Origin of the sequence: Streptomyces sp. G5(2025) (assembly GCF_049542075.1) — a bacterium.
Classification (GTDB): domain Bacteria; phylum Actinomycetota; class Actinomycetes; order Streptomycetales; family Streptomycetaceae; genus Streptomyces.
Window position 1 is genome coordinate 3,220,401 of the sequence record NZ_JBMUZT010000006.1, and the last position, 12,761, is coordinate 3,233,161.

At 72.2% G+C, this 12,761-nt stretch carries 9 protein-coding genes and 1 pseudogene; 4 read left to right on the plus strand and 6 right to left on the minus strand.

Going from position 1 to position 12,761, the window contains the following annotated elements; translation table 11 throughout:
* The first annotated feature begins 155 nt into the window (after positions 1-155).
* On the plus strand, positions 156-503 hold the full coding sequence (locus ACOBQB_RS25345) for an SsgA family sporulation/cell division regulator (protein WP_423594541.1): 348 nt from the start codon (positions 156-158) through the stop codon (positions 501-503).
* Positions 504-513: 10 nt separating this feature from the next.
* Here ACOBQB_RS25345 and ACOBQB_RS25350 read toward each other — a convergent pair whose 3' ends face one another.
* Together ACOBQB_RS25350 and ACOBQB_RS25355 are read right to left on the minus strand one after the other, a co-directional pair.
* The gene (locus ACOBQB_RS25350; RefSeq protein ID WP_423594543.1) at positions 514-2,754 is read right to left on the minus strand and encodes an MMPL family transporter; all 2,241 of its coding nucleotides are present in this window, start codon (positions 2,752-2,754) and stop codon (positions 514-516) included.
* Between the two features lie 127 nt (positions 2,755-2,881).
* Positions 2,882-3,472, minus strand: coding sequence for a TetR/AcrR family transcriptional regulator (locus ACOBQB_RS25355; RefSeq protein ID WP_423594545.1), 591 nt, complete (start codon positions 3,470-3,472; stop codon positions 2,882-2,884).
* Between the two features lie 159 nt (positions 3,473-3,631).
* On the opposite strand from ACOBQB_RS25355, the gene ACOBQB_RS25360 reads away from it, so the two are divergent.
* On the plus strand, positions 3,632-7,045 hold the full coding sequence (locus tag ACOBQB_RS25360; RefSeq protein WP_423594547.1) for a S41 family peptidase: 3,414 nt from the start codon (positions 3,632-3,634) through the stop codon (positions 7,043-7,045).
* 91 nt (positions 7,046-7,136) lie between these two features.
* On the plus strand, positions 7,137-7,394 hold the full coding sequence (locus tag ACOBQB_RS25365) for a hypothetical protein (protein WP_423594549.1): 258 nt from the start codon (positions 7,137-7,139) through the stop codon (positions 7,392-7,394).
* A 100-nt stretch (positions 7,395-7,494) separates the two neighbouring features.
* On the opposite strand, the gene ACOBQB_RS25370 is transcribed toward ACOBQB_RS25365, so the two are convergent.
* The 3 genes and pseudogenes from ACOBQB_RS25370 to ACOBQB_RS25380 form a co-directional block, all read right to left on the minus strand.
* Entirely contained in the window at positions 7,495-8,370 is an 876-nt protein-coding gene (locus tag ACOBQB_RS25370) for an SDR family oxidoreductase (protein ID WP_423594551.1), read from the minus strand.
* Positions 8,367-9,296 (minus strand): alpha/beta fold hydrolase, encoded by a 930-nt coding sequence (locus ACOBQB_RS25375; protein ID WP_423594553.1) that lies wholly within the window; start codon positions 9,294-9,296, stop codon positions 8,367-8,369. Before ACOBQB_RS25375 ends, ACOBQB_RS25370 begins: the two co-directional genes overlap by 4 nt.
* Positions 9,293-10,877: pseudogene (locus tag ACOBQB_RS25380) on the minus strand (flavin-containing monooxygenase). The gene ACOBQB_RS25375 and the pseudogene ACOBQB_RS25380 overlap by 4 nt, the downstream one beginning before the upstream one ends.
* A 198-nt stretch (positions 10,878-11,075) precedes the next feature.
* Here ACOBQB_RS25380 and ACOBQB_RS25385 point away from each other — a divergent pair.
* Positions 11,076-11,702: a MerR family transcriptional regulator gene (locus ACOBQB_RS25385; protein ID WP_423598746.1), complete on the plus strand. Its 627-nt coding sequence runs from the start codon at positions 11,076-11,078 to the stop codon at positions 11,700-11,702.
* A gap of 12 nt (positions 11,703-11,714) precedes the next feature.
* On the opposite strand, the gene ACOBQB_RS25390 is transcribed toward ACOBQB_RS25385, so the two are convergent.
* Positions 11,715-12,731: a DUF6528 family protein gene (locus ACOBQB_RS25390; protein WP_423594555.1), complete on the minus strand. Its 1,017-nt coding sequence runs from the start codon at positions 12,729-12,731 to the stop codon at positions 11,715-11,717.
* Positions 12,732-12,761 lie beyond the last annotated feature (30 nt).

A 12,761-nucleotide genomic window follows, 5' to 3' on the forward strand; every position in this document is an offset into this window, starting at 1 on the left:
ATGATAGGGGCTTGTTGCAAACGGTTTGCAAGAGCACTGCGGTCCCGATACGGCTACGCCCGAGCCACGGAGCGGATTGTCGGACATGTGGGACATTAGTGAGGAAGTGGGCGCCAACGGCGGCGCGCACGTACGCAGGGACGAGGAGTTCAGCGATGTCCGCAGTCGAGCAGTACGCACGCGCCCACCTCGTCACGGACTCCTCCGAGGGCCACCGCGCCGTCCCCGTCGTCCTGCGCTACGACGCGGAGGCCGACCCGCACACGGTACGGATCGGCCTCCCCGGCCCCCACGAATGGACCTTCGCCCGGCAGCTGCTCGAACAGGGCCTGCGGGCCCCGGTCACCGCCGGTGACGTGCATGTCTGGCCGTGCGGCCGGGTCCAGACGATCGTGGAGTTCCACGCCGGGGAGGGGGTGACGGTCGTCCAGTTCGACGCCTCGGCGCTGATGCGCTTCCTGCGCCGCACCTACGCGGCCGCCGCCACCCCGGTCACCCGCTGACCCTGCCTGGTCAGACGCGTACCGGCTTCCGGTGGGGGTCAGGCTCCGGGTCGCTCACCGTCCCGGCCGCCGTACGCAGCCCCTCACCCTCGACATCCACGTTCGGCAGTGCGCGGTCGAGCCACCTGGGCAGCCACCACGCCTTGTCGCCGAGCAGCGCGAGGACGGCGGGCACCAGCGCCATGCGGACCACGAACGCGTCGAAGAAGACCGCGATCGCGAGCCCGAAGCCGATCATCTTGACCATCTGCTCGCTGGAGCCGATGAAGCCCGCGAAGACCGCGATCATGATGACGGCCGCCGCCGAGACCACCCGTGCGCTGTGCCGGAACCCGGTCACGACCGCCTGGCCGGGCCGCTCCCCGTGGACGTACGCCTCCCGCATGCGCGTCACGAGGAAGACCTCGTAGTCCATCGCCAGGCCGAAGACCACGCCGACCATGAAGATCGGCATCATCGACATGATCGGGCCGGTCTGCTCCACGCCGAAGAGCGAGCCGAGCCAGCCCCACTGGAAGACCGCGACGACCGCGCCGAGGGCCGCGAGGACCGAGAGCAGGAAGCCGAGGGCCGCCTTGAGCGGGACCAGGACCGAGCGGAAGACGACGATCAGGAGGAGGAAGGCCAGGCCGACCACCAGGGCCAGGTAGGGCAGCAGGGCGTCGTTGAGCTTCTGCGAGACGTCGATGTTCATGGCCGTGGTGCCGGTGACCATGATCTCGGCGCCGGTGTCGGAGGTGATCTCCGCGCCCGTGTCGCGGATCGAGTGGACCAGTTCCTCGGTCTCGATGCCGCTCGGCTTGGAGGACGGCACGACGCTGATGATCGCGGTGTCACGGGCCTCGTTGAGCACGGGCGGGGCGACGGTCAGGACGTCGTCGAGCTTGGAGATCGTCTTGCCGATCTCACCGGCCGCCGCCTTCGGGTCGTCGGCGCCCTTGAGGTCGCCGACGACCATCAGCGGGCCGTTGAAGCCGGGACCGAAGCCGTCGGAGACCAGGTCGTACGCCTTGCGCTGGGTCGTGGACGTGGGCTGCGCGCCGTCGTCCGGCAGGCCGAGCTCCAGCTGCGACACCGGGACGGCGGCGGCGCCGAGCCCGACGATGCCGACGAGCAGCACCGCGATCGGGCGGCGGACCACGAAGCGGGCCCAACGGGTGCCCATGTTCGGCTTCTCGCCGCCACCGGCATCCGCGGCCGCCTTCGCGCGGCCGCCGCCGAACAGCCTGCTCTTCTCACCCATGGGCAGGACCAGCTTGCCCGCGTAGCCGAGCAGCGCCGGGATGAGGGTGAGCGCGATGAGGACGGCGATGACGACCGTGCCGGCCGCGGCGAGGCCCATCTTGGTGAGCATCGGGATGTTGACCACGGCCAGGCCGACCAGCGCGATGACCACGGTGAGTCCGGCGAAGACGACCGCGGAACCCGCGGTGCCGACGGCACGGCCCGCCGCCTCCTCGCGGTCGCGGCCCTCGGCGAGTTCGCCGCGGAAGCGCGAGACGATGAACAGCGCGTAGTCGATGCCGACCGCGAGGCCGATCATCATGGCGAGCGTCGAGGTGGTGGTGCCGAGGTCCAGCGCGTCGGCGAGCGCCGCGATGGTCGAGACGCCGATGCCCACGCCGATCAGCGCGGTCAGCAGCGGAAGTCCGGCCGCGATCAGCGAGCCGAAGGTGACGACGAGGACGACCGCGGCGATCGCGATGCCGATGACCTCGGAGGAGCCGGTCTCGGGCATGGCCTGGAGCGCGTCACCGCCGACCTCGACCGTGAGCCCGGACCCGCGCGCCTTGTCGACGGTCTTCTCCAGCGCGTCGCGGTCCTCGTCGGTCAGCTCCATCGAGGTGACCTTGTACGAGACGGAGGCGTACGCCGTGGAGCCGTCCTTACTGACGGTCTTGGCGCGGAACGGGTCGTCGGCGCGTACCACGTGGTCCGAGCCGGACCGCAGGGCACCGACGGTCTTGGCGATCTCGGCCTTGTTGGCCCGGTCCGTCACCTTCTCGCCGTCGGGCGCCTTGAAGACGACGCGGGCGCTCGCGCCGTCCGCGCCGGCCTCGGGGGCACGCTTCTCCAGCAGGTCGAAGGCCTTCTGCGCCTCCGTGCCCGGTATGGAGAAGGAGCTGGACGCGGCGGTCGGCGCCGACGCCGCGCCGACCCCGGCGAGGGTGAGCAGCGCCACCCAGATCAGGGCGACGAAGTGCCGTCGCCGGAAGGCTAGTTTGCCGAGTTTGTACAGGAAAGTGGCCACGGGGGCGTACTCCCGGTCAGGTCGTGGTGAATGACCGCGGGGCCAGGGGGCGTCCGCGGGCAGGGGTGGTGAGCCCGACGACGTGAGCGGTGACGTCAGGTGCGGGGAGGAAGCGGGCCGGCGCCGGTCAGACGCCGAGGGCGGGGAGGATCACGGCGTCGACGTACGAGGCGAGGAAGGCCTGGTCGACCGGGCGGTCCTCGATGAGGTCCCGGGCGACGAAACCGCCGACCAGCATGTGCACGACGTACTCAAGCGCCGGATTGTCCGCGGCGACCTCACCGCGCTCCACCGCTCTGCGCAGCAGGGCGTTCATGCCGGTGAGCTCCGGCTCGATGAGGAGGTTCCGCAGCGCCTGGTGGAGCTCGGGATTCTCGTGCACGGCGTGGAACAGACCCCGCATCAGCGCGGCGTCCTTCTCCATCTGGCAGTCGTCCGAGCGGGCCACCATCTCGTTCAGGTCGCCGCGCAGCGACCCGGTGTCGATATCCGCCAGCGACGTCGGCTTGTTGTGCCGCAGCGCCTTGGCGACCAGCTCGGGCTTGCTCCCCCACTGGCGGTAGAGGGTGGCCTTGCTGGAGCGGGTGCGGGCCGCCACGGCGTCCATGGTGAGGGCGTCGTAACCGACCTCGCGGAGCAGGTCGAGCACGGCCTCGTACAGCTCGGCCTCGCGCTCCGGCGTGATTCTGCTGCGCCGCGCGCTCGCCGCGTCGGCCATGACCCACCTCCTGCGCCGCCCCGGTCCGGGGAACGAAACGGTTTCGTACACCGGCACCCTACCCACACCTTTTAACGAAACGAAACGGTTTCGTACGTGGGCTGTGTCACGCCGCTCCCACGAGTTGCCGGGGCCCTCGCAGCGGAAAAGCATGGTGAGGTGACCGACGAGCGCGACGATGCCCAGGCAGAGCAGCCCCCACTGTCAGGACAGGCCTACCTGCGATTCCCCCACCTCAGCGGCGACCGTCTCTGTTTCGCCGCCGAGGACGACCTCTGGGTGGCCCCCCTCACCCCCGAGGGCACCCCCGCCGGCCGGGCCTGGCGGCTCACCGTGGACCGGACCAAGATCGGCCACCCGCGCTTCTCGCCGGACGGCCGCCACATCGCGTACACGACCTGGCGCAGCCTCGACCCGGAGATCCATCTGGCCCCGGTGGACGGCGGGCCCGCGCGCCGCCTGACCTACTGGGGCAGCACCGACACCCGGGTCTGCGGCTGGACGCCCGACGGCCACATCCTCGCCGTGTCCTCGCACGGCGAGCCCTTCTCGCACTTCTGCTTCGCCTACAGCGTGCCCACCGACGGCTCCCCCGGCGGCAAGCTGCCCTGGGGCCCGGTCGCCGACATCGCGGTCACCGACGCCCTCGCCGACAGCCACGGCCCCGGCGACTGCGAGCGCAAGACGCTCCTCCTCACCGGCAAGCCGCCCCACGAACCGGCCGCCTGGAAGCGGTACCGGGGCGGCGCGACGGGCCGCCTGTGGATGCACGGCAAGCAGATCCTCGGCCACCTCGACGGGCACCTCGACTCGCCCATGTTCGTCGCCGGCCGCATCGCGTTCCTCTCCGACCACGAAGGCGTCGGAAATCTGTACTCCTGCCTTCCCAACGGCTCCGACCTGCGCCGCCACACCGACCACGACGCCTTCTACGCCCGGCACGCCGCCAGCGACGGCACACGCGTCGTCTACCAGTGCGCGGGCGAGGTGTGGCTGGTCGACGAACTCACCGCGGACTCCGTGCCGCGCCGCCTCGACGTGCGGCTCGGCGGGCCGCGCCCCGGACGGCGCGTCTACCAGGTCCCCGCCGCGCAGCACATCGACGCGCTCTCCGTGGACACGACGGGGCGGGCCAGCGCCGTCGTCGTGCGCGGCAGCCTCTACTGGCTCACCCACCGGGACGGCCCGGCCCGCACCATCACCGACACACCCGGCGTGCGCGTGCGGCTGCCGGAGATGCTGGGCACCGGCGGGCAGGTCGCGTACGTCACCGACGCCGACGGCGAGGACGCCGTCGAGATCGCCCACCTGCCGCGCGCCACCGGCGACCGCCCGCCGCGCAGGCTGATGACCGGAGGACTGGGCCACGTACAGGAACTGGTCTGCGACCCCGACGGCGAACGGCTCGCCATCGCCTCGAACGACGGCCGCCTCCTGCTCGTCACGGTCTCCGACAAGGAGGAGGCCGACGCCATGAACCGCAGACTGCGCGAGGTCGGGGAGATCACCCCCGCAGCCGTCGGCGAGTCCGGGACCGAGGCCGTGGAGAGGACCGAGGCCGAGGTCACCGAGGTGATCCGCTCCATCAACGGGCCGGTACGCGACCTCGCCTTCTCCCCCGACGGCACCTGGCTGGCCTGGTCGCACCCGGGCATCGGCCGCTCCCTGCGGCAGATCAAACTGGCCCGCGTCGCGGGGCCGGGACCCCGCACGATCGTCGACGTCACCAACGGCCGCTTCGAGGACGAGAACCCCGTCTTCACCCGCGACGGCCGCTACCTCGCCTTCCTCTCCTGGCGCGGCTTCGACCCCGTCTACGACGTGCACACCGGCGACCTGTCCTTCCCGCTGGGCTGCCGCCCCTACCTCGTACCGCTCTCCTCGGCGATCCCCTCCCCCTTCGCGCTGCTGCCCGACGGGCGCCCGGCGGCCGGCGGCCTGGACCCGGCCGACGACAACACGGGCGACGGCACGACGACGGTGGAGACCGAGGGCCTGGCGGCGCGGGTGACGCCCTTCCCGGTCGCGGCGTCGAAGTACTCGGCCCTGCGACCGGTCAGCGGCGGCGGCCTGGTCTGGCTGCGCTGGCCGATCTCGGGCGCGCTCGGCGAGACCTTCGCCAACCCGGCCGACACCTCCGGCCGCCCCACTCTGGAGTACTTCAACATCGCCAAGGCGAAGAAGTCGCAGCTCGTCGAGCACCTGGACTGGTTCGCACCGAGCGGCGACGGCACCCGGCTCGTGGTCGTCGACGAGGGCGACCTGACCGCCGTGCCCGCCACCGAGCAGGGCGACAGCGACACCACCGTCTGGATCGACCTGCGCCGCATCCTGCACGAGGTCGACCCGGCCGCCGAGTGGCGTCAGGCGTACGAGGAGGCGGGCCGGATCATCCGCGCCTACTTCTGGGACCCGGGGATGTCCGGCGTCGACTGGGACGGGGTGCTCGCGCAGTACCGGCCGCTGGTCGAACGCGTCGCGTCCCCCGACGACTTCGCGGACCTGCTGCGGGAGGTCCTCGGCGAACTGGGCACCTCCCACGCGTACGTCTCCCCGGCCCGCCGCAACGAGGGCCCACCGCACTACCAGCGCGCGATGGGCCTGCTCGGCGCCAATCTCGTACGCAGGGACGGCGGCTGGATGGTCAAGCGGATCCTGCCGGGCGAGTCCTCCGACTCCAAGGCCCGCTCCCCGCTGGCCGGTTCGGGCATCCGCGAGGGCGCCATCCTGACCCACGTCGACGGCCGCCCGGTCGACCCGGTGACCGGCCCCTACCCGCTCCTGGCGGCGGCGGGCGGCACCACCGTCGAGCTGACGTTCCGCCCGGCGGAGGGCGAGGGGCGCCCCCGGCGGGTCGCCATCGTCCCGCTCGTCAACGAACGCCCCCTGCGCTACCAGGACTGGGTGGCCAAACGCCGCGAGGTCGTGCGGGAGCTGAGCGGCGGCAAGTGCGGCTACCTGCACATCCCCGACATGGGCGGCTCCGGCTGGGCCCAGTTCAACAGGGACCTGCGCCTGGAGGTGTCACGGCCCGCCCTCATCGTCGACGTGCGCGGCAACGCGGGCGGCCACATCAGCGAGCTGGTGGTGGAGAAACTCACCCGCAAGATCCTCGGCTGGGACCTGACGCGCAACGCCCAGCCCGTCTCGTACGCCTCGAACGCGCCGCGCGGCCCGGTGGTGGCGCTGGCCGACGAGGCGACCTCATCGGACGGCGACATGATCACGGCGGCGTTCAAGCTGCTGGGGCTCGGCCCGGTCGTCGGGCAGCGCACCTGGGGCGGCGTGGTCGGCATGACCGGGCGGCACCGGCTCGGCGACGGCACGGTGATCACGGTGCCGATGAACGCGGGCTGGTTCGACGCGTACGGCTGGTCCGTGGAGAACCACGGCGTGAGTCCGGACATCGAGGCGTTGCGCACCCCGCTGGACTGGGCGGAGGGGCGGCACGCCCAACTCGACGACGCGGTAAGGGTGGCGCTGGACCTCCTGGAGCAGCACCCGGCGGTGGCACCGCCGGGCTACTCCGACGTACCGGACCGCCGTCGCCCACCGCTGCCACCCCGCTCCTGACGCTCCGTAGTTGATCGAAATGCGGCGCATGTCCGCCCATGTCAATCTGGTCGAGGCCCCAACCCCCTCACCCACAACGGGAGTGAACAGCATGGGCATCAAGGACCAGTTCCAGGACAAGGCCAACGACCTCGCCGGCAAGGCCAAGGGCGCCCAGGGCGACAAGGACAAGCTGCGCGAGCGCGGCTCGCAGGCCCAGGACGACATGCGCGAGCGCGGCACGCGGGCCCGTGACGACATGCGTCAGCGCGGCTCGCAGGGCCAGGACGAGGCGTCGGAGCGGTCCTCGCAGGCCCGTGACACCGCGCGGCAGCAGCGGGAGAGGTTCGAAGAGGACTACGACATCTGACCCCGCACCCGCACCGCCTGACGAAGGCCCCCGGGACGCCGGGGGCCTTCTCACGCGCCCCGGGGAAGGCGGACTCACGCGGCCGGAGAGACCGGACCGCTCAGCTCGCCCGCGCCGCCTCGTCCGCCGAACCGCCCGCCCCCACCAGGCCCGTCGGCACGCTCGTGAGCCGCGGCTCGAAGCGCCGCATCTCGCGCTGCCCCACCGCGCCGATGACGCTCGGCAGGTAGCCACGGACGCCCTGCATGCCCCGCAGCCACCACTGCGCGTACACATGGCTGGAGCGCCGTTCGATCCCGGCGACGATGCGGTCCACGGCGGGGCCCAGCGGATACGTCTTGTTGGACGGCCACGGCAGCCGCTGGCGCAGCTCGCGCATCACGTCGTCCTGGTCCGCGCCCCGCACCATGTCGGTGTCGGTCCAGGAGAGATAGCCGACCCCGACCTTGACGCCCTTGTAGCCGACCTCGGCCCGCAGCGCGTGCGCGTACGCCTCGACGCCCGACTTCGACGCGCAGTAAGCCGTCATCATCGGAGCCGGTGTGATCGCGGCGAGCGAGGCGATCTGGAGCAGGTAGCCGCGGCTCTCCATCAGGACCGGCAGGAAGGCCCGCGCGGTGACCGCGCTGCCGATGAGGTTGACCTCGATGACGCGGCGCCACGCCACGGGGTCGGACTCCACGAAGGGCCCGCCGCTGGCCACGCCCGCGTTGGCGACGACGATGTCGACCTTGCCGAAGCGCTCCTTGACCTCCCGCGCGACCCGGGCCATCGCCTCGTGGTCGGTGACGTCGGCGTGCCAGTGGTCGGCCTCGGTGTGCAGCCGCTGCGCCACCTGCTTCAGCTCGTCCGGCTCCAGGCCCACGAGCGCGACCTTCGCGCCCCGCGCCGACAGCTTGCGCGCGAGCAGTTCACCGACCCCGCGCGCCGCGCCCGTGACGACCGCGACCTGCCCCTCCAGGCTGACCCTGCTCATGCGCCCTCCTTCACCTGTACGTACGTTGCGACGAGTTCCGCTATGCGTGCCGTGACGGCGTCCGGTGCCTCGATGGGCGTCATGTGCCCGACCCCGGCCAGTTCGGTGAGCCCCGCGCAGTCGGGCAGGGCGGCGGCGATCCGCCGCGCGTGCACGACGGGGGTGAGCCGGTCGGCCTGCCCCGCGAGGACGGCCGTGGGTACCCGCAACGCGCCCACCTCGACGTCCAGTTCGAGCGTGGCCAGCACATGGGACCAGCCGTGGCGCACGGCGGTCGGGCAGGCGTGCACGATCCGCGCGCACGCGTCGACCTTGTCCCGCGCCGAACCGGGGCCCATGGTCCCGTACTTGAGGAGGCGCCGGGACAGTGGCGTGACGGGCCCGAGCGGCGCCCGCGAGCCCAGCACGGACCGCGTGATCCGGGTCCGCACCCGCCCGGCCCGCAGCGGCACCACCATCGACTCGGCGACCAGGCTCGAACTGCCCGTGCTGCACAGCAGAACGGCGGCCGTGTGCTCCCGGAACACCTCGCGCCCGCCCGCGGCCATGATCGTCATGCCGCCCATGGAGTGCCCGACGAGCACGGCCTTCTCACCCGGCGCGAGCGCCGCGCCGAGCACCGCTTCGAGGTCGTCGGCGAGCGCCCGCGTGCTGTACCCCTCGGGGTCCGTGGGCGCGGCGCTGCGCCCGTGCCCCCGCTGGTCGTACGTGACGACCCGGTGTCCGGCGGCGCTGAGAGCACGTATCTGCGCCGCCCAGAAGGCCGTCGAGCACGTCCAGCCGTGGGCGAGCACCACGGCGGGCGCTTCTTGTGGACCATGCACCTCGACGTGTATGCGGGCCCCGTCGGCGGAGACGGCGGTCAGTTCCCGCGCGGCGGCGGGCGGCGCGTAGGGCCCGTCCGCGAGGCGGGTCAGCCTGCTCATGCCCCAGCCTCCACCTTCGCGCCGCCGGAGGTGTCCCGTGCGGGCTCCTCCGTACGGGGCTTCGGCACCGCCTCCAACGCCTTCGGCGCCCGCAGCACCTCGTACTCCTGGAGGTCCACGCGCCGCGTCGCCGCCCGGAACTCGGTGGTCGTGCCGGGCCAGACCGTGGTGTTGACGCCGTTCGCGTCGAGGTACCAGCTGGTGCAGCCGCCGGTGTTCCACACGGTGCGCTTCATCCGCTCCTGGACGCGGCGGTTCCAGGCGCTCACGGCGGCCGGGCGGGGGGCGAGCGCGGCGCGGCCGCCGAGGACGTCCAACTGCCGCAGGTAGTCGGCCATGTAGTTCAGCTGGGACTCGATCATCAGGATCATGGAGGAGTTCCCGAGCCCGGTGTTGGGGCCGATGATCGTCATCCAGTTGGGGAAGCCGGCGGCGGTCGCGCCGCGCAGCGCGTTCATGCCGTCCTTCCAGGTCTCCATGAGGGTGTGCCCGTCGGCGCCGACGACCCGCTCGGCGATCGGCATGTCCGTGACGTGGAAGCCGGTGCCGAAGATGATCGCGTCGACCTCGGCCTCGGTGCCGTCGGCGGCGACGACGGTGTTGCCGCGCACCTCGCCGAGCCCACTGGCGACGACGTCCACATTCGGCCGGGCGAGCGCCGGGTAGTAGGTGTTGGACAGCAGGATGCGCTTGCAGCCGATGCGGTACGTCGGTGTCAGCTTGGCCCGCAGCGCGGGGTCCTTGATGGCGCGGTACATGTTCCGCTTGGCGAGCTGCTCGACCAGGCCGAGTTCGTTCGGCCGCTTGGTGAACGCCTGGACCTGCAACTCCCGTATGCCCCACAGGAGTCCGCGCCGGGCCTGGGTGGTGAACGGCAGCTGCTTGTGCAGCCAGCGCTCCACGCCGGTGATGGCGCGGTCCGCGCGCGGCATCACCCACGGGGGCGTGCGCTGGAAGAGGGTGAGCGCCGGCCTTCTTCTGTATCTCCGGCACGATCTGGATGGCGGAGGCGCCGGTGCCGATCATCGCGACGCGCTTGCCGCTCAGGTCGTAGTCGTGGTCCCAGCGGGCGGAGTGGAAGACCTTGCCGGGGAAGGTGGCGAGGCCGGGTATGTCCGGGGTCTTGGGGTCGGAGAGCGGCCCGGTGGCGGAGACGACGACATCGGCGGTGAGCATGCCGTTGCTGGTCTCGATGGTCCAGCGCAGCCGGTCGGCGTCCCAGCTCATCAGCTTCACCTCGGTGTCGAGGCGGATGTGCGGGCGCAGCCGGAAGGTGTCGGCGACGTGCTCCAGGTACTCCTGGATGTGCTCCTGCCCGGAGAAGGTGCGCGGCCAGTCGGGTTTGGGTGCGAAGGAGAACGAGTAGAGGTGCGAGGGCACGTCGCAGGCGCAGCCCGGATAGCTGTTGTCCCGCCAGGTGCCGCCCACCGCGCCGGCCCGCTCCAGGACGACGAAGTCGGTGACGCCTTCCCGGCGCAGCCGCACGGCGGCCCCGAGGCCCCCGAACCCGGAGCCGATCACCGCCACCCGTACGTGCTCGTGCTCGCGCCCCTGCTCAGGGCCACGCTCGCGCTCAGCCATGCCGCCGCCTCCCGAAGTACACGACTCTGCCAGTAACTACTGGCGCAATGGGGAGAGTAGAACACCTGCGTACTCATGGGTAGGGGTCGGCCAGGGAAAGTTACCGACGGTACGACATAGGCTTCCCCCGTGGCAGACCAAGGGGCAGGCCGAGGAGCGGGGCAACGGGAAGGCGCGGGCGGCGTCCGCGAGTACCGCATGACGGAGCTGGCCGCGCAGGCCGGCATCACCGTGCGCACCGTGCGCTTCTACCGTGAGCGCGGACTGATCCCGCCGCCGCGCCGCGAGGGCCGCATCGCCTGGTACGACGAGCACCACCTGGCCAGGCTGCGCACCATCGCCGCCCTGCTGGAGCGCGGCCACACCCTGAACGGCATCGCCGAACTGGCCGACGCCTTCGAAAAGGGCCGGGACGTCGGCGAACTCCTCGGCCTCGGCGAGCCCACCGAGGAACAGCCGGTCCGCCTCACCCCCGAGGAACTGGCCGACCACTTCGCGGGCGAGGTCACCCCGGAGAACCTCGTCGCCGCCCTGGACCTCGGCTATCTGGGCACCGACGGCGACGAGCTGGTCCACATCAGCCGCCGCCTCCTCGACGCGTCATCCACCCTCGTGCGCAAGGGCGTTCCGCTCGCGGCGGTCCTGGAGGCGGGGCAGCGGGTGCGCGAACACGCCGACGCGCTCGCGGAGTTGTTCGTCACCGTCCTGCGCGACCACCGGCCCGGCAGCGCGGAGACGGACCTCGACGAACTGCGCCCGGTGGCCAAGGCCGTGGTGGAGGCGGAGCTGTCGATGGCTCTGGACCGCCGCCTCAAACGGCCCTGAGCGAGGTCACGGTCAGCGCGGCAGCCACCACCGCGCCTTGTAGATCCCGCCGCCGACCAGCTTGTAGCTGCTCGCGGGCCGGTGGACGCTCACCGTCGTCGTCCACCACGTCTCCCCGAGGCCGCGCTCGGGCACGGTGCTCAGGACCTGCCCGGTGCGCGGATCGTCGCCGACGGCCTTCACCGACTTCCGCGAGACCTCCCCGGCCCCGGCGAAGTCCTGGACGAAGACTCCCCTGCTCGTCTCGTACTGGAAGACGGCCGTATTGGTCGTCACCCACAGCCGCCCCGGCCGCCCCGCCACCGGGAAGAGATCGTGGCCGCCGGGCGTGCGGCCCGGCGTCCCCACCGGCAGGCCGACCGCCGAGGTCCGGGTCAAGGCGGGCCGCGCGGCGGTGCCGCCCACCTCATACGTCACCAGCTCATCGTCACCGATGGCCCACAGCACCCGCCGCACACCGTCCCAGTGCAACCCATGGGCGCCCTTGAGCCGGGCCTCCGCGTACCGCTCGGCGCGCGGCCCCTGCGACGCCGCGTACAGCCGGACCAGCGCGCCCGTGCTGCACGCGACGGCGACGTTGCCGTCGGGCAGGATCTCGGCGCTGTGCGGATTGAGCAGGTCGTCCCCGGGCCCGAGCGCCGCGCCCCAAAACCGCCGCCCCGTGGGATGCTCGACGACCGCCACGAACCCGAACGACGCCGTCGTCAGCACATACGTACGCTTCCGGTGCACCCGCACCTTCGCCTCGCACGGATACACCCAGCTCACGTCCGGGCGCAGATCCCGGTAACGCGGGTCGTCGAGCGGCGAGAACTGCCACCGCACCACCGACGGATCGGCGGCCGGGTCCCACACGCGCCGCCGCGGGTCGAGGACGAGGAGGCGCCGGGACGCCTGCTCGGTCAGCAGCACGGGCGGCGTCCCGGCCGGGACCGCGCCCCCGCTCGCCCCGTGCGCCGCCGTGGCGGGCAGCGCCGCCGCGATCCCGGCCCCCGCGGCGCCCAGCACCACGGCACGTCTCGTAGGCATGCCCGACACGAAGTACCCCCGGCTCCACGG